This is a genomic window from Marinomonas sp. TW1, from assembly GCF_001625355.1.
Lineage (GTDB): Bacteria > Pseudomonadota > Gammaproteobacteria > Pseudomonadales > Marinomonadaceae > Marinomonas.
This window is the reverse complement of the sequence record NZ_JSEE01000011.1, coordinates 70,862-91,247: the sequence shown is the minus strand read 5'-3', so window position 1 is coordinate 91,247 and position 20,386 is coordinate 70,862. Positions and strand designations below refer to the sequence as shown.

Below are 20,386 nucleotides of genomic sequence, written 5' to 3'. Positions count from 1 at the left end.
CTCAAATACCTTTGTTTTGTTTGGTGTATTTGACGGTAAATTTAAAAAGGGTGAAGGATATTAATCCGCAGCTCGCCATAGTGGCAAGCATGGGGACGAAAGTACCATTGTGAAAAATACTAACCATCGCACCACTCAGAGCCCCTAAGGCAAACCGTGAAGTGCCTGCCAAAGCGGTCACACTGCCATTGTTGTTGCCGGCATTCTTCAAGGCACCTGCCATAAAGCCGCTGCTTAAAATGCCCATGGGGCCAACAAAAAGCATGCTAGCAAGCATAATAAGTGGCAAAGGTGGCTTTTCAAATAAGCACAATATCAGCATAAAGACGGACGCCACTAAGGGGATAAAACTGGCGTACTTGGACAGCACCTCGGTCCCCAGCTTTTCAACAAAGCGGCTATTGATGGTTGAGGCAATCATCATGGTTATGACGTTGATCCCAACGAAAAAGCCAAAATGAGCAGGATCGACATCATAAAGTTCAATGTAGACAAAAGAAGAGCCAGTAATGAAGCTCATCATTCCAGAAAAGAAAAATGCGCCAGCGGCAATGTAACCTAGAACAGAGGGATTTTTAATCAGGGTACCGTAATTACGGATGGCGCCCCATAAAGAGAAAGGGGTGCGTTTTTCTTGAGGAAGTGTTTCTGGAATTTTGACCCAAAAGAGCACCATGGCAAGCATGGCTAAAATCCCTAAAAAGGTAAAAATAGAATGCCAACTAAACAAAGTGAGAATGGCACCACCTAAAATCGGCGCAGCAAGTGGGGCTAATGCCATGACTAACATGATCATTGACATGGCTTTGGCAAACTCATTAATGGACAGGCCGTCTTTTACTAAGGCTGGAATACAGACAGCCACCGCAGCACCCCCTAAAGCTTGTATGGCGCGCCCCATCATGAGCACATCGTAGCTTGGTGATAAAGCGCAAATAAAACTGCCAATCGCAAAGACACTAAGCCCGCCCACGACGACTTTACGACGTCCAATGGCATCGGAGATTGGACCAAACAGGATTTGCAAAAAAGCGAAGACGATTAAATACAAGCTTAAGGTCATTTGCACCAAGCTGATATTGATGTTCAGGTCTTTGGCAATGGTGGGAATACTGGGTAAATAAGCATCAACAGCCAATGGTGTGAGGCCAGACAATAAGCCTAGAATAAGAATAATGGGTAAGGTTAAGGACATAATATGGCTTGAATGATTCCCAATTGAGCGACGCGCTAAAATAAGGCGTTATTATAGCGTTTTTGCTAATATATTAGATGAAATTAATTGTGTAAACACTAAGTAAAGGCATCGTTGGGCATCGTCCGATGCTCCATATTGTGTGGTTTTCAAATGCCTTACATGTTTCAATTTCGTCACTTTTTTCCACCGTACTCTAGTCGATGCTCTATTTGATCTGCATCGGTCTGTGACAAGGACTATTATGTTAGGACTTTTTGAAAAATGGATTGCTGCTTATCCTAAACAGGAAGCTGAGCAAGCGCCGAACACACTTTACGCTTTTTGTCGTCATTACTCAAAAGGCGTTGAACTGCCATTGATACTGATGTCGTGCTTAACCGCATTGATTGCGATTTTGGAAGTAACGCTGTTTAGTTTTTTAGGACAGTTGGTGGATTGGCTGATAAACAAAGACCCAAGTACTTTTTTTGCCGAAGAAGGTACGCATTTGATGTTAATGGGGTTGATGATTCTGGTGGCCATGCCGCTGTTAACCTTTTTCCATTCCGCCATTATTCATCAGGTGTTGTTGGGTAATTACCCAATGCGAATTCGTTGGTTGTCACATCAATTTATCCTCAAGCAAAGTATGTCGTTTTTTCAGGATGAATTTGCTGGGCGAATTTCCACTAAGGTGATGCAAACCTCATTGGCGGTTCGTGAAACCGTGATGAAGCTGTTGGATGTATTGGTGTACATTGGCGTTTACTTTATTTCCATGGTGGTGTTAATTGCCAAAGCGGATTACCGACTCATGTTGCCTATGTTGGGGTGGTTGGTTTGTTATGTTTTGCTGCAGCTTTATTTTGTGCCTAAGTTGAAAAAAATATCGGCGGAGCAAGCCGATGCCCGTTCTATTATGACCGGACGGGTGGTCGACAGTTACAGCAATATCTCAACGGTGAAATTGTTTTCACATCATGATCGTGAAGCGGACTATGCCAAAGAAGGCATGGATGGCTTTTTGCAAACCGTGTACAAGCAAATGCGCCTAGTCACCTTCCTGAATGTTGGCGTACAAGGTTGTAATTATATATTGGCGTTCGTGATCGCGGCCATGTCTATCTGGCTGTGGTCAGACAGTGTGATTAGTGTGGGAGCTATTGCGATTTCGGTGAGCTTAGCGCTGCGATTGAATGGCATGTCCCAGTGGATTATGTGGGAAGTCAGTGCTTTGTTTGAAAACATTGGAATGGTCAATGATGGCATGAAAACCCTGTCCCGTGAGGTTGAAATTGAAGACAAACCAAACGCGCCAGCATTGCAAGTAATGCAGGGACAAATTGATTACAAAGCCGTCAATTTTCATTACGGCAAAACGGATCGTAAAGTCATTGAGGAGTTGGTTTTATCCATTAAGCCTGGCGAAAAAGTCGGCTTGGTTGGGCGCTCAGGCGCGGGTAAATCGACCATTGTTAATTTGCTGATGCGCTTTCATGATGTTGAATCTGGGCAAGTGTGCATCGATGGCCAAGATATCAGTCAAGTGACTCAGGAATCGCTGCGTGCTCAGATTGGTATGGTGACGCAAGACACGTCACTGTTGCATCGTACCGTGCGGGAAAACCTGCTTTATGGTCGTCCAGATGCCACGGAAGAAGAGATGATTGCGGCAGCGAAAAAAGCCGAAGCTCATGAGTTTATTCAGACGTTAACCGACCCATATGGCAATGTGGGTTACGATGCCATGGTCGGAGAGCGCGGCATTAAGCTCTCTGGCGGTCAGCGCCAGCGTGTGGCCATCGCTCGAGTGTTGCTAAAAGACGCACCTTTGTTGATTTTAGATGAGGCGACATCCGCTCTTGATTCTGAAGTTGAAGCGGCGATCCAAGACAGTTTGTACAAGCTCATGCAAGGTAAAACCGTCATCGCCATTGCTCACCGTTTATCGACCATTGCCGCGATGGACCGATTGATCGTCTTGGACAAAGGTCATGTGATTGAGCAGGGTAGTCATGAAGAATTAGTCAAGGCAAAAGGCATTTATGCGGCGCTATGGGCGCATCAGACAGGAGGCTTTTTGGCCGAAGACGTGGTGTTAGAGTCAGATGAAACGGTATAAGACTGATCTACTTGTTTTGTAGAAACGTCTGGTATTGATTCTCTCGTGATAAAAAATGCGACCTTATGACATCATACGGTCGCATTTTTATGAGGTTGTTGGAGTGCAGCGTGACGTATGTTTTACGTTTAATCTGCATTCATGAGGGACTTAGTCGTCTCTTAATCGTCTTTGATTTTACCCTTCTTGTTAGCCAACCAAACAAATTGATAAGGCATTAGGGTGACTTTACCCAGATGATCTTCATATACCTGTTCCGAAACAAGATCTGTCCAAATGTCCGTTGCAATTAGATTTAACTCTGACAAATTAAAGTGTTGTGGCTGATCTGTCATGTTGTATACCGCAAAGAGGCTTTGTCGTCTGTCTAAGCTTTGGCGCCAAAAAGCAAAGAGGTTTTCCCCCATGTGCAAAATGTATTGCGTAGCATTGGGGTGAAAAGCTGGTTGAGCGCGACGCACTTTTAGCAAGTTGGTGACACTGTTAAAGACTTTTTGATGGTGCGTCGGTGTATTCAGCGCGTGATCTAATTCATCCATGTCCCAAATATGGCGATTGATCGAACGGAAGTGCCCCGTATTATCGACCCGTTCAAAGTCATTTTCTGTCCCAAAAAGACTGTGAACATAAAACGCGGGAACGCCTTCTAGCGCCATCATTACACCAGCAGCGCAAAGGAAACGAGCAAACTGCCATTGGTCTGGCCCTTGGTGCGCGGAACCTGATAAGGCATCCCACAAGCTGATGTTGATTTCGTATGGTTTGGCTTCACCTTTTGGTGTGGTGCGTGAGCTGAGTTTGCCACCAAAACGCTTCATGGTGTTTATCAGTGTTTCCAATTCCCATTCTGACAACAAACCTTCTGTTGGGCGCAAACCTATGCCATCGTGCGAAGCAATGAAGTTCAGGTAAGTGGTCCCCTGCTGGGCAGGCGGCATGCTCATCAACCACTGTTTTAAGTGATGACAATTACCGGTGACCAAACTGTTGATCAACAACGGGGGCAAGGAGAAGTTGTAAATCAAGTGAGCTTCGTTGGCGTTACCAAAGTAGGTTAAATTTTCCTGATTTGGAATGTTGGTTTCGGTGATGATCACGGCTTCAGGGGCATAATGCTCTATCATCAAACGCAATAGACGAATCATTTCGTGGGTTTGAGGCAAGTTAATGCAAGTTGTCCCTGGGATTTTCCAAAGAAATGCCACCGCGTCCAGTCGAAACCAGCGAATGCCTTTTTCTAAATACAGACGAATGATGCGCAGGAATTCGATCAAGACATCTGGGTTTTCAAAATTCAAATCCACTTGGTCATGACTAAAGGTACACCAAACGTGCTTTTCACCGTTTTGAGTTTTTACTTCACGTAACAGAGGGGACGTTCTGGGTCTGACCACGGCGCTTAAATCGGCATTTGGGTCTGCTTCATAGAAAAAAGTAGCACCAGGTTCGACGCCCGCTTTATAGTTTTCAAACCACATGCTGCGACTTGAACAATGGTTGATGACCAAATCCCCCATGACTTTGAAATCTTTCGATAAGTTGGACACATGATCCCAGTTACCAGATGAAGGATTGACGGTGGTGTAATCCATTACACTGAAGCCGTCATCGGAACTGTAGGGAAAGAAAGGCAAAAGGTGAACAGCGGAAATGCAGCAGGCCAGTTTGCTTTTGACAAAATTGTGCAAGGTTTCTAATGGCGCTTCGCCTTTTTTACGCAAGGTATCTGCGTACGTGATCAGCATGACGTCGGACTGATCCCATAAGTTTCTATGAGGTCGAGGCGACTCGGTTGCTGGATCAAGAAAGAAGGTCGCTAAACACTTTCTCGCCAACTCTTTGTGATCAAGTGTTGGGTAGAGAAGCTGCAAATGCGCCATTAACCTTTGCTCTAATTGTGACAAGGGAGCATGTTCCATAGTGAATTCCTGCTATTTCAAGTGATTGAAAACAACGCCGTAGCGCTCACTCAGTTAACACGGTTAGCCCGATTACTTCGGACCAAACTCGTTCATATCTTTTTCGACTGCGTCGGCCAGTTGTGACATCACGCCAGGGAAGGCACTGATGACGCGATTCCAACTTGGAATAAACGGGGTTTCCATTGGGTTTTCTAAATATTGGTTGCCGGCTTTCATGATGTTGCTGGCAAATAATTCAACGGCCTGTTCTTCCGTGTGCACGTCCAGTTTTAGACCGTTGATTTCAGCATCATTACGGTAAGTTTCGATGAAGTCCAGTGCAACGCGGAAGTAGGTGGCTTTTATTGTACGGAAAGTTTCCTGATTGAAAATGGTGCCATTGGTTGCCAATTTACGGAAAATGGCTTTGGTAATGTCGATGGACATTTTCGATAGGCCGCCATCATCGTTATCGGCTGATAAATCTTGATGCTTATGATCGTAAATATCGGCAATGTCGACCTGACATAAACGGTTAGGTGAATAGTTGCGATACATTTCACTTAATACACCAATCTCAAGCCCCCAGTCACTTGGGATGCGCAGGTCCGTCATCACATCCCGGCGGAAGGAGAATTCCCCAGCTAATGGATAGCGATAGCTGTCGAGATAATCCAAATAATCAAGATGTCCTAGGACTTTTTTCAATGAATAAAGTAAAGGCGTCACTAACAAGCGGCTGACTCGACCATTCATCTTGCCATTGGCAGCACGAGCATAAAAGCCCTTGCAGAACTCGTAGTTAAAATTGGGGTTGGCCACAGGGTAGATTAATCGTGCTAATAACTCGCGATCATAAGTGACGATGTCACAGTCATGCATGGCGATCGATTCGGCTTTACCGGCGGCTAGGTTGTATCCCATGCAGAACCAAACATTTCGGCCTTTACCTGGGTCAGATGGAGAGAGGTTTTCGCCTTTTAAAACACTGTCAATTTCTCTTAATCGAGGGCCGTCATTCCAGAGAACTTTATAGTTTTGTGGCAGCACGCTGAAAAATTCTAAAGCATGGCGGTATTGCTCTTCGGTGGCGCGGTCCAAGCCTATGATGATCTCTGATAAATAGGGGACTTGTTGAAGATGCTTAATGATATTCGGCATGGCCGCTGTTTCCAACTCGGAATACAAACAGGGCAAAATCAGTGACATTGGACGAGTCTTAGCAAACTCGCAAAGTTCTTTCTCCATTTCTTCAAGGGGGCGGTGTGCTAAATTATGAAGCGTGGTGATGATACCGTTTTGATGAAAGTCACCCATTATTAATCTCCTGAAAGTAAAATGTCTGTTCGTTATTTTTGTCGAGCCTTGGGTTATAAAATGCCTTGTTTGCTTAATACTTGGTTAATGGCTTGTGCCCAGCCTTTTGGGCCATAATCGTCAGTTAACCAAGCATCACTGCGATTCGGTACTTCGGGTGGCGCGTGAACCGGTGAGCGAATGACGACTGGAATATCAGCTTTACTGAGCATGCCAATGTCATTCTCGCCATCTCCTAATGCCATGGTGGTAATGAGTTCATCGTCCAGATGCTGGCTTTGATACAGTGCTTTAAGCCAAAGCATGGCATTGGCCTTATCGCAGTCTTGTCCCATTAAATGGGAGAAACGGCCGCCTTTTTGAATTTGCACGCCGTAAGGTTTTAGGTAATCGCGAAAGCGTTGCAGAGCTTGGTTGGAGTCTGTCCATACCATAGGTTCAGTGAACTCCCTCTGCATCGCCAACTTGGCATTCTCTTGGTTTAAACCAGTTAACTTAATGAGCTGGCCAACACTCATGTCACTAAAACGTTGAAAGGTGAAGGCCTCTTGCTGGTCATTCGTCATTTTTATGAGCTCTTCCCGCTTAGGGCCGAACGCTTTTAGCCAATAATCACCCACTTCTTCTAAGGGTTCTTGAATGTCTAATTCAAGGGCTTTGGGTATATAAACGGCGGAGCCATTTTCAACGATAAAAGGGTCAAGATGGTTTAAGGCTTTTCTGAGAGGAAGTAACTCATGAAAGGTTTTGCTGGTATTAATGACACAAGGTATAGCAAAGGTTTTTAGAGACAGCATAGCGGACTTCGCTGGCTCGAAGCTGTAGGTGTGGTGATCCAATAATGTGCCATCTAGATCAGTAAAAATTAATAGGCTTGTCATCTCGTTTCCAATTGTGGGTCCATCAAGGTATTGCTGTTGGACGTTGAGGTTAGTCTTGCAAATGTGGTGCCAGTGCGTGACAGTAGGCTTTCCTTTTATCAGCTTAACTAGGGTTTTAAACAATTAGATGACAAGTTTGCTACGTTTGTATGTCGGGATATTTTTGGCTCTGATGGCGTTTGCCGCCAATTCAATATTAAATCGTTTAGCATTAGCGGATGGTTTGATTGACCCTGGGAGCTTTACCCTTTGGCGCCTACTGAGTGGTGCCATTACTCTGATTTTATTGTGCTTGATTCATCGACTGGTAAAGAGCAGGGTGACGTTGCCTAGTATGATGCAGGAAGGCAGCTGGGCGTCAGCCGCCGCTTTGTTTGTCTATGCTGTTGGTTTCTCCTATGCCTACATTACACTGTCGACCGGTGTGGGCGCATTGATTCTGTTTGCTGCGGTTCAGTTAACCTTAATTGGTTTTGCCATCTTTTTCGGACAGACATTGGGACGACTTGAATGGTTCGGACTGGTGTTGGCTTTTTCTGGTTTTGTGTATTTAGTGTTACCCACTTTAACCTCTCCTTCGTTGGCTGGCTTCGTGCTTATGACTATCGCCGGAGTGGCTTGGGGTTTGTATACATGGCGAGGTAAAAACTCTCGTTTTCCTTTGTTCGCAACGGCTTCTAATTTTGTTCGTACCTTGCCGATGTTGGTGATACTGCTGATTCTGATTAATTGTTTTGGTGTGTTGCAGAGCCGTGTTGATGGGATTTTACTCGCCGTATTATCTGGTGCGGTCATGTCGGGGTTGGGCTATGCGCTTTGGTACGCGGTGTTGCCTCTAATCAGTGCTTCCATGGCGGCTGTCTTGCAGCTTTTGGTCCCCATCATTGCCACCTTTGGCGGTGTGGTGTTTGCAGCTGAAAACATCAGCTTACATCTTATTTTAGCAAGCGCGATTGTATTAGGTGGTGTCCTACTGGTGATCATGGGAAGGAAAAAATAACGCTCTCATTTGGTGCAAAAAAAGCGTAGTGCGTTTTTTTGGTGAGCTGATATGGCGCAAGTTGTGGCATTAAGAGTCTGAAGGTTGTTCGGTTACATTCGTAAATGATTTGGGAAAAATAACAGGGAGTGTGTTTTGAAGATTGAACTGTGGTTTTTGTTTTTTTGTGCCTACTTATTCATTACTTTGGCCCCTGGGCCAAACGTCATTTTTGTGGTTCAGAATGCCGTTAAGTATGGGTATCGTAAAGCTTTGTTGTCGATTCTTGGGAACCTTACCTGCCAAGCTATTATCGTCCTTTTAGTGGCTTGTGGTGCTGGAGCCATGCTAGAGAAATCGCCGATGGCGTTTTTTATCCTAAAGGTGATTGGCGGAGTTTATCTTATATATCTGGGCGTGACTGGATTGTTGAATCAACGAAGGAAAGAGGAGGAAGGCAAGAAACTAGGGCAGAAAGAAGAAGAGAAGGCAGTGCCGTCGTGTTTTAAAACCGGGTTCTTCGTTTCTGCAAGTAATCCCAAAACAGTTATTTTTTTATCGGCTTTTTTGCCTCAGTTTGTATCGCCAGATCATGCAGTGACACTGCAATTTTTGATCATGTTTGCTTCTATCTGTCTGATCGTCATCTCGGTTCATCTTGCGTACTCTTATCTTGCTAAAAACATTTCAAATGCATTGCAAACAAGTGGGCTCAGTAAGGCATTTTCAAAAATCTACCATACGATTTTCATTGTATTGGGTGGTGGTCTGATTTTGGGTAACAGATAGTGGGTTGAGCTTAGTGTTCTCTAAGGCAGAGAGCATGGATTTTGACTTTATCGCTTATGCTTAATCTAAAAAGTCTTGTTCATTCTATGCTTTGCCAGACACTGCTTTAGTGTCTGGCTTTACGCATAAAAAATCAGTCTTGAGATAGCGCCACATAGGCGACCGTAAAGGCGCCTTCCTGAAAGGCTTTCAATCCTGTTGCTTTAAAGGGAATGGGCAATGGATTATTTTGTATGGTTTCTTTGATTTTGCTGCTGTTAAACAGATCCACCTGAACACTGTCGATGAGTTGCAGTGCCGCTTCAATTTTAAATCCAACGGCTCCACCGGCAAATTTTCCTTTCGTTGGACGCTCTTTGATGGCGACCTGAGTGACCTTGTAGTCTTCGAAGAGTTTTTTGAGAGTGAACTGCAGTTTGCGGATATTTTCACTGTCATTTGGATTGTTTAAGGGAAGTCGGATTTGACGACAGTCAGGAATTTGAAATAACCCGTCTTCTTTCGACATGAGACAAAGGATGGCTTCACTGCCTTTAATTTCGACGCCACAAGTAATCATATAATAGCCTTATCATTTAAGATTTTAGGCATTATCTCACACTTGTCGTGATTCTCGCAGAGTAAAAAAAACTGCTTGGTTTCATGAAAAGAAGTCAGATCTAATGCGAAAAGGTTGGCCTCTGGTGGATTACACTCTTTTCAGTTTCTTGTCTCTTAATGTTACGCAGAATACGTTATTATTTCGAAATAATATTTTGTTAAATTGCAAAATACGAGATTTTCTACTGATTAAATTGCTAAAACGTCTTTTTAATCGGCGGTTGTTTTTCTTTACTCTGACAAATTAGGTTGTATTCAATGACTGCTTCATCGCCTCTTGGCGTGACACCACCACAAGTAAAATCTTTGGATGAAATTCTGCCACACGAACCTTTGTTGATGATGGGGGCGGGTCCTGTACCCATTCCAGAACGCGTCGCCAAGGCCAATTCTGTGGTGATTAATCATTTGGGAAGTGTCATGGCCCAAGTAATTGACCAGGTTAAGTCCATGGCACGCTATGTTTTTCAAACCAAATCTGAATGGGTTTTGGGCGTAGCGGGGCCGGCCTCGGCGGCGATGGAAATGGCGGTTGCTAATTTACTGCAAAAAGATGAGCGTATTTTATGCATTAATAATGGCTTTTTCAGCCATCGTATGGCGGAGATGGCCACTCGTGTTGGTGCTGATGTTCATGAGTTACACGTTGGAACGTATGAAGCAGCGGACCCTGAGCGGGTGCGTAAAGCGATTGAAGAAACGCGTCCCAAAGTGGTTACTTTGGTTCAGGGTGAAACCTCTAATACGGTGTTTAATCACACCTTGGAAGACATCGCTAAAATTGCGAAATCGTATGGTTGTTTAGTGGTAGTGGATGCGGTTTGTACCTTGAGTACCATGCCGTTGAAAATGGATGAGTGGCAAGTGGACGTGGTGATTACTGGCGGTCAAAAAGGCTTGTCTTCTATTCCTGGAGCGTCTTTGTTGGCGTTTTCCGATGAGGCTTGGTCGGCCATTAAACGTCGTACTCAGCCTACTGCTCAGTGGTGTTTTGATGTGCAATTGGCTGAAAATTTCTGGCACAAAGACGGCTATCATTATACCGCGCCTGTTTCTGGCATCATGGCGCTTCATGAAGCCTTGAAGTTGGTATGTGAAGAGACACTTGAGCAACGATTTACTCGTCACTTACGTTGCTCGAAAGCGTTACAGACGGGTATAGAAGGAATGGGGCTAGAGCTTTTCATTACGTCAGAAGCGCGACTGAATTCTGTCGTCGGCATCAATATTCCGCAAGGATTGACCGCTAATCAAATTTGCCATCATATTTCAGATGTATATCGAGTTGAAATCGCGGGTTCATTTGGGCAACCGATAGTGCGCATTGGTCAAATGGGCGAGCAATGTCGTGAGCATAACCTGTTCCGAACTTTGCATGCTCTGGGCAGCACTATGCGAGATTTGGGAGTGAAAGTTGATCAGCCCAATGGTATGGCTGAGATGGAAGCGTATTTACAGCGCATGCCAAGAACCCTAGGGCAAGTGACTCAATCTGTTGCTTAGCGACAGTAAATGACTTAATCAATAAATAACTTAGTCTGCAAAAATGCCCCTTATGTTTGGGGCATTTTTGTGTCTGGCTTTTTATTTGGCATAAGGCTGGCGAACAGGGCGCCGAAGGTAATAAACAGGCAGGCAATGATTTGACCTTGAGTCAGCTCGGCTTCAGTAAACAGGCCAAGCCAGGCTGTAGAAAGAGCAGGGGCGGTATAAGACAACACCCCTAACAAAGATAAATTGCCCCGTTTGACACCGAAATCCCAACAGAAAAACGCCACGCCAACGGGTCCCAGACCCAGGCCAAGAATGGCGATCCAAGTGTTGCTTGTTAACGTTTCGGGTGTGGTTTCCAATATAAGGTGACTGATGCCAGCCAGTATTGTCGTGATGAGGCAGTACCAGAGCACGGAGCTTGAAGGAACATTTTGATAACGTCGGTTAGCCACGGAATAACTTGACCAGAGCAGGGCGCAAGCAAACGCGGCGGCATACCCCGTCCAATGTACTTCTATACCACTGCTATCCGCTATGGTGGTCTTTGATTGCAGCATGATGGCCGTTCCTATGAAAGCGACTATAGCGCCAATAAGGTGAGTCCAAGATAAGTGATGACCTTTTGTCATGCCTGCCATCAAAACGATTAGCAGTGGCCATAAGTAGGCAATGAGGCCGGCTTCCACTGGTGGCGCGTGCTGAAAAGCATAGAAATAACAAAAGTGATAGCAAAAAAAGCCTAAACCACCCATAGCGATGGCGCTTTTCGGTGTACTTTGCCAAGAGATTTTAATCTCTCCTTTGGCAAGGTAAACAGAAAAAAACAACAAGGTGGCCACGCCAAAGGTGAGGGTGAGCAGGAGTAAAGGTGGAACGAGACCCGCTTGCGTGGTAAACAGGGCTAAAATGCTCCACAGCAAAATCGCAATGCTGCCAATAAGGGTTGCTTGTGGAGAGGAGTGGGTCGTTATTGAAGTGCTCATGCTTTGCCCTTAACGTTAGAATTATGTATAGCTTACGGGTTTTAGTGCGTTTGAGCATTGTCAAAAAACGCTAAAGTGCATTGTTAAAAACACGCTTTTTTACATAATAAGTGAAATAAAAAAGGACGTTGACAGGGTGGTGACAGGTTTAAAAGGTAAGGTGAAGCCCATCAAGTTTACTGAGCATTTTATTTTAGAAACTTGACTCGCTAACAAAAACAATAACAAGCAGGAGAAAATCATGCTTAAAAACCTATCTTTAAAGTCTGTTCTTGTCTCTAGTGCGGTCGCACTTTCTATGGTTGGACAGGCTCATGCCTATGAACCTGCTCGCAGTGCGGAATGTATCGCACCAGCCAATCCAGGCGGTGGTTGGGATTTCACTTGTCGTAGTGTCGGTAAGGTTTTGGTTGACCAAGATTACATCAAAGGCAATGTGCAAACAGTCAATATGTCAGGTGCTGGTGGTGGTGTAGCGTTTGCGCACACGGTCAGTAAACGCACTAAAGATGATAATCTGATTGTTGCCGCCAGTACGGCAACCACAACTCGCCTTGCGCAAGGCCAATTCCCTGGAATGAACTCAGACCAAGTGAAATGGGTGGGTACATTGGGTGCGGACTACGGCATCATCGCCGTTGGTAAAGATTCAAAATACACTTCTCTTAATCAATTGATTGACGCCCTTAAGCAAGATCCAACTTCAGTGAAATTCGCTGGTGGTAGTGCATCTGGTGGTTGGGATCATCTAAAAGTCTTGATGACAGCGCAAAAAGCGCACGTTGAGAATTTACCAAAAGTTCGTTACTTAGCGTTTAGTGGTGGCTCTGAAGCTCTCGTCCAGGTTGTTGGTGGTCATGTTGACGCTTTCACTGGTGATGTATCCGAAGTGAAGGGTTTTATGGACTCTGGCGATTTGCGTGTGTTAGCTGTGCTATCTGAGCAGCGTTTGCCAGCACCTTTTAACACCATTCCAACGGCGATGGAGCAAGGTATTGATTCCGTGGCTCCAAATTGGCGTGGTTTTTACGTACCAGGTAAAGCGAGTCAAGACTCTTACGATTGGTGGGTAGATACCATGAATGAGTTGTACACCACTCAAGAGTGGAAAGACATCATGACTAAAAATGGCCTGATGCCATTCCACAAGTCCGGTGCTGAGTTTACCCAATTCGTTAAAAATCAAACTTTGGATATCCAAATCCTATCAAAAGATATTGGTTTGATCCGCTAATAGCAAACCGCTATTTGGAGGGGGAAACCCCTCCTGTTTTCCTTTTTTATATTCTATTGATTAACTAACATGGAGCAGAAACATGCGCGTAAATGATCGTGTGTTTGGCATGCTGATGCTAATTCTCGCCGTAGCGTACGGTTGGGAAGCGACTCAATTTCCAGTGCCTTTTGGTGGGCATGAAAGTGTCGGACCTGAAACCTTTCCTATTATGCTGTCCATTATTCTCGGGATCAGCTCAATTTATATGATGGTACGACCAGACCCAGATGAGAAGTGGGCACCAGCGGCTATGTTAGTGGAACTGACTATTGTGGTGTTGGCAATGTTGGTTTTTGCTTGGGCGATTGAACCCATTGGGTTTATGCCGGCAGCCGCATTGGTCGTAACGTTTTTATGCTGGCGCATGGGGGCAAGTGTGTCGAAGAGTGTCATTACTGGTGTGATTAGTTCTGTTGCCATCTTCTTCTTATTCAATCATGTGCTTGAGTTAGCTCTGCCACTCGGTTTATTGGAGTTTTAATATGGATACGATCAGCTTATTGATGCAAGGCTTTGCCGTTGCATTATCGCCAGAAAGTATTATGTTTGCCGTGGCGGGGGCGATTCTAGGGACGCTTATCGGAGCTTTGCCTGGTCTTGGGCCTGCCAATGGTGTGGCCATTTTGATCCCATTGGCGTTTAGCTTGGGCTTATCGCCAACGTCATCGCTTATCTTATTGACATCCGTGTATGCGGGGGCCATGTACGGTGGTCGTATTTCTTCTATCCTGTTAAATATTCCAGGGGATGAGCCGGCCATGATGACCTGTTTAGACGGTTATCCAATGGCGTTGAAAGGGAAAGCGGCTGAAGCCTTAGCCATTTCGGCCATTGCTTCGTTTATCGGCAGTTTCATTGCTACTATCGGCTTAGTTATTCTGGCACCAATCTTGGCTAAATTTGCGTTGAAATTTGGCCCGTCTGAATATTTTGCATTGTTTGCATTAGCCTTTGCGACTCTCGGTGGTATCACTGGTAAGAACCAATTCAAAACACTAATGGCAGCGGCCATTGGTTTGATGATTGCGACCGTTGGTATTGATATTTCGACTGGTGTTCAGCGTTATACCTTCAATACACTAGAGTTATTTGAAGGCGTCGATTTCATTATCGCTATTGTTGGTCTATTTGCGATCAGTGAATTGTTGTTTTTCCTTGAGCGTCACGCGGGTGATGGTCTAAAGCAAGTGGCGATTAATAAATTAAAATTATCAGCGAAAGATATTATCAAAGTCTTGCCTGCTTCTATTCGTGGGGCCTTGCTTGGTTTTGTGTCTGGCGTATTGCCTGGCGCAGGTGCTTCTCTTGGTAGCTTCATCAGCTACACGTTGGAGAAACGTACCTCGGACAAAGGTGAGTTTGGTCATGGTGACCCTCGTGGCGTCGCTGCCCCAGAAGCCGGTAATAATGGTGCTGCGTCAGGTGCCTTGGTTCCTATGTTAACGCTAGGTGTACCAGGCAGTGGTACGACCGCTGTATTGTTAGCCATGTTGATTTCGTTGAATATCTCACCAGGCCCTATGTTGTTCCAGCAGAATGCGGACCTCGTTTGGGGGGTGATTGCCGCCATGTTTGTTGGTAACCTAGTGTTGTTGCTGTTAAACATCCCTATGGTTGGTATTTTCGTTAAATTGTTGAGTATTCCGCCTAAATATCTCATGCCAATCGTGACCTTGATTGCTTCAGTAGGTATCTACTCTGTGAGTCACAGTGCGTTGGATTTGTATTTCATGGTAGGTTTTGGTGTCGCGGGCTACATTTTCCGTAAAGTGGACATTCCATTGGTACCGATTATTTTAGGTATGTTGCTTGGGCCTGAAATGGAAAAAAGCTTACGTCATGCATTGGTGTTATCTGATGGTGATTGGGGTGTGCTTTTCAATAGTGGTTTAAGTATTGGTCTTTGGACTGTGGCAATTCTAGGATTAGTTTTACCTATTGTTGTTGGTCCAATTGTCCGTGCTAAGATGGCCAGATCAAAAAATAGCACAAGCTAAATAGTTAACGAAATTAGTAGAAACTTAAAAATTCGGACGGTTTTTATCGTTCGAATTTTTTTGCTTTATATCAAACAATAATAATGAACTCGCAGGCGCCTTATGAGAATTTTAGTAGTCGAAGATACTCAGGTATTAGGTCAGGCCATTTATGAGCGTTTAACGTCGCTCGGTCACGGCGTTGATTTGATAACAGATGGTAAACAGGCCGATGAAATGTTGCGTTATCAGTCTGTGGATTTGATCTTGCTGGATTTGAATTTACCAGGTTTATCTGGCCTGCAATTGCTTCAAAAATTGAGGCAGCGTGATGATGATACGCCAGTACTGATTTTAACGGCTCGGGATCATATTGATGATCGTATTCGTTTGCTGGATGCTGGAGCGGATGATTATCTAACAAAACCTTTTGATTTTGGTGAACTAGAGGCCAGATGCCGAGCTTTGCTAAGACGAAAACAAGGTTACGCTACTAACGTAACAGAGCATGGTAACATTCAGGTTAATCGTGATAGCCGACAAGTGTTTATCGAAGGGGAGTTGACGGCGATTACTAATCGAGAATTTCGCTTGCTGGAGATTTTTCTAGGGCATTTGGGGCGAGTGCTCAGCAAAGACGAAATAACGGATCATCTTTTTAATTTTAATGAAACGCCAGGGCCTAATGCTATAGAGCTGTATGTCGGGCGGTTGCGAAAAAAAATGCTAAAAGGGGATTTGGTGATCAGCACATTAAGAGGAATTGGTTATGTGGCAGAAATCACTCAGTCCTCAAAATCTGAATGACGATGAAAAACTGGCGTTAAAAAAAGCCCCTTCATTACGCTTTCGTTTCATTGTCTCGGGCGTCATTGTGATTTGTGTCATTGCCGGCATCGCGATTAATCTGATTTTTGATTACAGTCGCCAGTTAGCGGATTTATCCTATGATCGACTGTTGCGCAGTGCCTTGTTGCAAATGGATGAAAACATCGCGCTGATAGACAATCAGGTGAGTGTTGATATTCCTTGGTCCGCTTTTGCGACTCTAGCTCAAGCTGATGAAGATCGGGTGTTTTATAAAGTCGAGAGTCTAGAGCAGGGTTTTATTACTGGCTATGATAACCTTGACTCCCAACCGCCAAAACAACCTGTTTTGGATCAAATGCAATTTTATAATCAAAGCTATTCCGGAGAATCGGTTCGATTTGCATGGCTTGAGCGTCATCTTACCAATCCTGAAAGCGCACAAACTGTTCGAATCATCTTAGGTCAAACACGCTTGTCTAGGGAAAAAATGGCTTCTTCCATTACCCAGCGTGCTGTTGAGGTGGTGGTACTAATTGCGTTGGTTGCCATTGCATTGATTATGATTGGTAGCCATTTGGTCTTACGCCCTTTACATCGCATTGAGTGGGCGCTAGAAGAGCGCGTAAAAGGGGATTTGACCCCCATTACCATCAATACTCCGAAAGAAACTCATCATTTAAAAGTGGCTATCAACCACTTTATGGCACGCCTTCAAAAAAACCTTGAACAACTTGAAAATTATACGGCCGACGCGGCCCATCAATTGCGAACGCCATTGGCGAGTTTGAAAGCGTTGGCGGAAAATGCTCGTGATAACACCTCGCCAGAAAAGCAGCATCTGGCCCTAGAGAATATTGTTCGTCAATGTGATTATTTGAGCCAGACAGTGACTTTATTATTGAATCAAGCTGTGGTCTCACATCGACTGCAAACTCACCGATTGGAACCAATGGACTTGTTAGTGCCGATTACCGCGTCATGTCGTGAGCACGCTGTGCCCGCTTTGCATCAAGGGGTGCGTTTGTCTTACGAATGCTCTCTTCAGGAAGCGTGGGTGCTTGGTGATGGTTTCTCGATTCAGCAGATGATGCAAAACTTAATTGAGAATGCGGTGCGATATAGTGGCCATCAAAAACAACAGCAAACGGATGTGATTGTTCGAGTAGAGGAATTGTCGAAAACCTATCGTATTCAGGTGATTGATTATGGTGATGGCATTGCTGAAGAAGAAAAAGAGCGCGTATTTGAGCGTTTTTATCGGGCTCGTTATGACATCGCTGGAAGTGGGGTTGGTTTGTCTATGGTGAAAGACATTTTAGATCATCATCATGCTCACATCGAAATTCTCGATACTCAACCCAAGGGCACGACCTTTCAGGTGGACATAGACAAATTGAGCTTTTTTAGAGGACGAATCTGATGAAAGCATGGCTGACGATTATAATGTGTTTTGGTTTGTCCTTGGCTTGGGCCGAATCGCCAACCGTTTGGTTTGGGAAAAAAAATGCGTCACGGGTATTAGTGATTAACTCGGCTTTGGACTTGACGTCCTTTGAACCCATTTTGCAGGATTTTGTCGCACAATATCCAGACGTGCGAGTGGCTTATCGTGATGTGAATACCCTTGAGCTCTATTATTTGACCATTGAGGAACAATCGAGTCCAGTGGCGAGTTTGGCCATTAGCAGTGCAATGGATCTGCATTTTAAGTTGGTTAATGATGGTTATGCCCGAACCTATCAGTCGAGTTTAACGGACAATCTACCGCAAGATTTTAAGTGGCGTGACCAGCTTTTTGCGTTTTCATTAGAGCCGATTGTGATGCTGGTAAACAAAGACGCCTTTCCTGGGCCTTTGCCAGAAGACCGACAGTCGTTATTGCAGACCATACGACAGCATGGGCAAGCCATGACAAAACGTATTGGTACCTATGATATTCGTCAAAGTGGTGTTGGGTATCTTTTGGCGAGTCAGGATGCACGTCAGGCGGATTTAACATGGGGGCGTCTGTTGGAGGCGTTTGGTAGCCACGATGTACAGACCTACTGTTGCACTCATAATATTATCGACGATGTGGCCGACGGTAAGTTGGTATTGGGTTATAACCTGCTTGGCTCTTACGCTTCTCAAAGGGCAAAAGACGACGATCGTCTCAAAATGATTTTGCCGAAAGATTTTACTTTAATGTTGATGCGTGCCGCCTTGATTCCAAAAAATGCGCCCAATCCTCAGGATGCGGGCTTGTTTATTGATTTCTTATTGTCAGATCGCGCTCAAAAAATGATGCAAGAGCAAGGGTTATTATTCCCAATTCACCCCGATGTGAAAAATACAGATGATCCTTTTGTGGTGAGTGCACCAGGGCCAACAGGCATTATAGAATTGGATCAGCAATTGTTAGTGGGGCGTGATTACGCCAAACAGCAGCGTTTTATTCGCAACTGGGAAATTGCTTTTGAGATTCAGCGTGAAGAGTAGAGCGAAATGTGCCCGGCGTCATATTTCCATGTTGATGAAAAAGCCTGACTAGGGCGCTGGCGTTGCTCAATCCCACTTTCTGTGCAATCTCTTCTAGGCTGTGTTGAGAGCAACTGAGCCAATGCTTTGCCGCAGTGAATTGTTTCTGGAGAAGGTATTGTTTTGGGGTCACGCTAAGATGTTGCTTAAATAGTAGTGTTAATTGACTGGTGCTTAAATGCACTTGTTGTGCGACTTGCTTGATGGACAAGCCATTAGCGAACTCTTGATCGATTAACTGTTTGGCTTTTTGTAACCGGACATGTGCGTGTCGTAATGTTTCTTTAGGTAGAGGCAATAAATGCTCTAAAAAGACTAAAGCTTGCTGTTGTTTGAGCAAGTTTGAGTCCGCTGACAAAGTAGACAAGAAAGGTAAATAGGCCTGGGCTTGAGGGGTTAATTGGATGAATTTTTCTTGGCTTATTAAGTCTTGATTCCAAATAGGCAGGGCATTTAATACTAGGCATCGGTTGTCGTGTTCGGCCAGATGCGTATGTGCTTGTTGTGATGAAATGAGGCACCCTTGGCCGAATTCGACCGCTTGCTGTTGACCTTCCACTTCCAGTTCCAATTGACCGGAAAGCGGCAAAACAATTTGGGTGTGTGTATGAAGGTGTGCTTCTGCCGTGCCTTGATAAGAGAGGAGTTCAATTGGATCACGCACTGTCTTGTCCTAGCCTTGCTATTCGGATGATTACTTTTTAATACTGACGTAGACTGTCAGTATTAACAGCCTGATAAATGAATCTTTCTTTTCAGATACTGATACTCTATACCTATCTAGACTTAAGCAAAAGGGGAAGTCATGCGATATCTATTGGTTAGTTTGTGTTGTTTATGGTTACAAGCGGCGTCGGCTGAAGTAACAATGCAAATCTTAGATCAAGATCAGCAACCGGTTACTGATGCGGTGGTTTTTGTGACGGGTGAAGCGGTTTCCAGCCCAACAGACAGTGCTGTGATGGATCAGGTCGATGAGTCTTTTGTGCCTAGAATATTAGTCGTTCAAAAAGGGCAGTTTGTTCGATTCCCTAATAGTGATGACATTCGGCACCATGTTTACAGTTTTTCCGAACCAAAAAGCTTTGAGATTAAGTTGTATAAAGGATCCGATATAGCCCCCATTCAATTTGATAAACCAGGGTTGGTGATTTTAGGCTGTAATATTCACGATGATATGATTGGGTATATTTTTGTCGCGGACAATGAATACGCGGTTAAAACCAATGATAAGGGTTGGGTGACCTTGCCGGTGGAGGCGGGCGACAGTGTTTCTATTTGGAATGAGCGCTTTGTTGAAGGCGTGGATACGATCAAGCGTTTTGAGGTTGGCAGTGATGCTCGACAAGCTGTCACGTTAAACCTCTATCCTCCGATTGAAGTGAGCGATCATTCTGATCACGACTATGATTATGATTGGCGAAATGAAGTCGATGGCGTGTCGGGTTGATCTTAAGATATCTGTTCGTCCTATTGTGCTTAGATAGTCCCACCTTATGTTTCATAAGGTGATATAACCAAGTAGTGTTTTAAAAAATAATACAACAAACGGCTGAATATGGCC

Annotated in this window: 18 protein-coding genes; 11 read left to right on the top strand and 7 right to left on the bottom strand. The window is 44.6% G+C overall.

Annotated elements, in window-relative coordinates; all coding sequences use genetic code 11:
• Position 1: 1 nt before the first annotated feature.
• Positions 2–1,195 carry a Bcr/CflA family multidrug efflux MFS transporter gene (locus OA79_RS11460; protein WP_063333376.1) on the bottom strand — a complete coding sequence of 398 codons (1,194 nt, stop codon included), beginning with the start codon at positions 1,193–1,195 and terminating at the stop codon, positions 2–4.
• A gap of 244 nt (positions 1,196–1,439) precedes the next feature.
• Here OA79_RS11460 and OA79_RS11455 point away from each other — a divergent pair, with 244 nt between their 5' ends.
• On the top strand, positions 1,440–3,299 hold the full coding sequence (locus OA79_RS11455; RefSeq protein WP_156486260.1) for an ABC transporter ATP-binding protein: 1,860 nt from the start codon (positions 1,440–1,442) through the stop codon (positions 3,297–3,299).
• A 161-nt stretch (positions 3,300–3,460) separates the two neighbouring features.
• Here OA79_RS11455 and OA79_RS11450 read toward each other — a convergent pair whose 3' ends face one another.
• The 3 genes from OA79_RS11450 to OA79_RS11440 form a co-directional block, all read right to left on the bottom strand.
• Positions 3,461–5,218, bottom strand: a complete 1,758-nt coding sequence (locus tag OA79_RS11450; RefSeq protein WP_082825458.1) for an alpha-amylase family glycosyl hydrolase — start codon at positions 5,216–5,218, stop codon at positions 3,461–3,463.
• A 72-nt stretch (positions 5,219–5,290) separates the two neighbouring features.
• Complete coding sequence (locus tag OA79_RS11445) at positions 5,291–6,517, bottom strand: hypothetical protein (RefSeq protein WP_063333375.1); 1,227 nt, start codon at positions 6,515–6,517, stop codon at positions 5,291–5,293.
• Positions 6,518–6,570: 53 nt separating this feature from the next.
• Positions 6,571–7,398: an HAD-IIB family hydrolase gene (locus OA79_RS11440; protein ID WP_063333374.1), complete on the bottom strand. Its 828-nt coding sequence runs from the start codon at positions 7,396–7,398 to the stop codon at positions 6,571–6,573.
• A gap of 127 nt (positions 7,399–7,525) precedes the next feature.
• Here OA79_RS11440 and OA79_RS11435 point away from each other — a divergent pair, with 127 nt between their 5' ends.
• Positions 7,526–8,398 carry a DMT family transporter gene (locus OA79_RS11435; protein ID WP_082825457.1) on the top strand — a complete coding sequence of 291 codons (873 nt, stop codon included), beginning with the start codon at positions 7,526–7,528 and terminating at the stop codon, positions 8,396–8,398.
• A gap of 135 nt (positions 8,399–8,533) precedes the next feature.
• On the top strand, positions 8,534–9,166 hold the full coding sequence (locus OA79_RS11430) for a LysE family translocator (RefSeq protein WP_063333373.1): 633 nt from the start codon (positions 8,534–8,536) through the stop codon (positions 9,164–9,166).
• 133 nt (positions 9,167–9,299) lie between these two features.
• Here OA79_RS11430 and OA79_RS11425 read toward each other — a convergent pair whose 3' ends face one another.
• Positions 9,300–9,725 carry a DUF3010 family protein gene (locus OA79_RS11425; protein WP_063333372.1) on the bottom strand — a complete coding sequence of 142 codons (426 nt, stop codon included), beginning with the start codon at positions 9,723–9,725 and terminating at the stop codon, positions 9,300–9,302.
• A 299-nt stretch (positions 9,726–10,024) separates the two neighbouring features.
• On the opposite strand from OA79_RS11425, the gene OA79_RS11420 reads away from it, so the two are divergent.
• The gene (locus tag OA79_RS11420) at positions 10,025–11,269 is read left to right on the top strand and encodes a pyridoxal-phosphate-dependent aminotransferase family protein (RefSeq protein ID WP_063333371.1); all 1,245 of its coding nucleotides are present in this window, start codon (positions 10,025–10,027) and stop codon (positions 11,267–11,269) included.
• 50 nt (positions 11,270–11,319) lie between these two features.
• On the opposite strand, the gene yddG is transcribed toward OA79_RS11420, so the two are convergent.
• Complete coding sequence (yddG, locus tag OA79_RS11415; RefSeq protein WP_063333370.1) at positions 11,320–12,243, bottom strand: aromatic amino acid exporter YddG; 924 nt, start codon at positions 12,241–12,243, stop codon at positions 11,320–11,322.
• Between the two features lie 241 nt (positions 12,244–12,484).
• Between yddG and OA79_RS11410 the strand changes: the two genes are divergently transcribed.
• From OA79_RS11410 to OA79_RS11385, 6 genes are all read left to right on the top strand, one after another.
• On the top strand, positions 12,485–13,477 hold the full coding sequence (locus OA79_RS11410; protein WP_063333369.1) for a Bug family tripartite tricarboxylate transporter substrate binding protein: 993 nt from the start codon (positions 12,485–12,487) through the stop codon (positions 13,475–13,477).
• 82 nt (positions 13,478–13,559) lie between these two features.
• Positions 13,560–14,000 (top strand): tripartite tricarboxylate transporter TctB family protein, encoded by a 441-nt coding sequence (locus tag OA79_RS11405; RefSeq protein ID WP_063333368.1) that lies wholly within the window; start codon positions 13,560–13,562, stop codon positions 13,998–14,000.
• A 1-nt stretch (position 14,001) separates the two neighbouring features.
• On the top strand, positions 14,002–15,516 hold the full coding sequence (locus OA79_RS11400; RefSeq protein ID WP_063333367.1) for a tripartite tricarboxylate transporter permease: 1,515 nt from the start codon (positions 14,002–14,004) through the stop codon (positions 15,514–15,516).
• A 102-nt stretch (positions 15,517–15,618) separates the two neighbouring features.
• The gene (locus tag OA79_RS11395) at positions 15,619–16,302 is read left to right on the top strand and encodes a response regulator transcription factor (protein WP_063333366.1); all 684 of its coding nucleotides are present in this window, start codon (positions 15,619–15,621) and stop codon (positions 16,300–16,302) included.
• Positions 16,265–17,725, top strand: coding sequence for a sensor histidine kinase (locus OA79_RS11390; protein ID WP_063333365.1), 1,461 nt, complete (start codon positions 16,265–16,267; stop codon positions 17,723–17,725). Before OA79_RS11395 ends, OA79_RS11390 begins: the two co-directional genes overlap by 38 nt.
• Positions 17,725–18,783: an ABC transporter substrate-binding protein gene (locus OA79_RS11385; protein ID WP_063333364.1), complete on the top strand. Its 1,059-nt coding sequence runs from the start codon at positions 17,725–17,727 to the stop codon at positions 18,781–18,783. Before OA79_RS11390 ends, OA79_RS11385 begins: the two co-directional genes overlap by 1 nt.
• On the opposite strand, the gene OA79_RS11380 is transcribed toward OA79_RS11385, so the two are convergent.
• The gene (locus tag OA79_RS11380; protein ID WP_063333363.1) at positions 18,737–19,486 is read right to left on the bottom strand and encodes a helix-turn-helix domain-containing protein; all 750 of its coding nucleotides are present in this window, start codon (positions 19,484–19,486) and stop codon (positions 18,737–18,739) included. The genes OA79_RS11385 and OA79_RS11380 overlap by 47 nt on opposite strands.
• Before the next feature lie 141 nt (positions 19,487–19,627).
• Between OA79_RS11380 and OA79_RS11375 the strand changes: the two genes are divergently transcribed.
• Positions 19,628–20,272 (top strand): methylamine utilization protein, encoded by a 645-nt coding sequence (locus OA79_RS11375; RefSeq protein WP_063333362.1) that lies wholly within the window; start codon positions 19,628–19,630, stop codon positions 20,270–20,272.
• The last annotated feature ends 114 nt before the right edge of the window (positions 20,273–20,386 follow it).

Bases quoted from the DNA above. Each gene is read 5' to 3' on its own strand.
- OA79_RS11460 (WP_063333376.1), bottom strand. From the start codon at position 1,195: ATGTCCTTAACCTTACCCATTATTCTTATTCTAGGCTTATTGTCTGGC.
- OA79_RS11455 (WP_156486260.1), top strand. From the start codon at position 1,440: ATGTTAGGACTTTTTGAAAAATGGATTGCTGCTTATCCTAAACAGGAA.
- OA79_RS11450 (WP_082825458.1), bottom strand. From the start codon at position 5,218: ATGGAACATGCTCCCTTGTCACAATTAGAGCAAAGGTTAATGGCGCAT.
- OA79_RS11445 (WP_063333375.1), bottom strand. From the start codon at position 6,517: ATGGGTGACTTTCATCAAAACGGTATCATCACCACGCTTCATAATTTA.
- OA79_RS11440 (WP_063333374.1), bottom strand. From the start codon at position 7,398: ATGACAAGCCTATTAATTTTTACTGATCTAGATGGCACATTATTGGAT.
- OA79_RS11435 (WP_082825457.1), top strand. From the start codon at position 7,526: ATGACAAGTTTGCTACGTTTGTATGTCGGGATATTTTTGGCTCTGATG.
- OA79_RS11425 (WP_063333372.1), bottom strand. From the start codon at position 9,725: ATGATTACTTGTGGCGTCGAAATTAAAGGCAGTGAAGCCATCCTTTGT.
- OA79_RS11420 (WP_063333371.1), top strand. From the start codon at position 10,025: ATGACTGCTTCATCGCCTCTTGGCGTGACACCACCACAAGTAAAATCT.
- yddG (WP_063333370.1), bottom strand. From the start codon at position 12,243: ATGAGCACTTCAATAACGACCCACTCCTCTCCACAAGCAACCCTTATT.
- OA79_RS11410 (WP_063333369.1), top strand. From the start codon at position 12,485: ATGCTTAAAAACCTATCTTTAAAGTCTGTTCTTGTCTCTAGTGCGGTC.
- OA79_RS11405 (WP_063333368.1), top strand. From the start codon at position 13,560: ATGCGCGTAAATGATCGTGTGTTTGGCATGCTGATGCTAATTCTCGCC.
- OA79_RS11400 (WP_063333367.1), top strand. From the start codon at position 14,002: ATGGATACGATCAGCTTATTGATGCAAGGCTTTGCCGTTGCATTATCG.
- OA79_RS11395 (WP_063333366.1), top strand. From the start codon at position 15,619: ATGAGAATTTTAGTAGTCGAAGATACTCAGGTATTAGGTCAGGCCATT.
- OA79_RS11390 (WP_063333365.1), top strand. From the start codon at position 16,265: ATGTGGCAGAAATCACTCAGTCCTCAAAATCTGAATGACGATGAAAAA.
- OA79_RS11385 (WP_063333364.1), top strand. From the start codon at position 17,725: ATGAAAGCATGGCTGACGATTATAATGTGTTTTGGTTTGTCCTTGGCT.
- OA79_RS11375 (WP_063333362.1), top strand. From the start codon at position 19,628: ATGCGATATCTATTGGTTAGTTTGTGTTGTTTATGGTTACAAGCGGCG.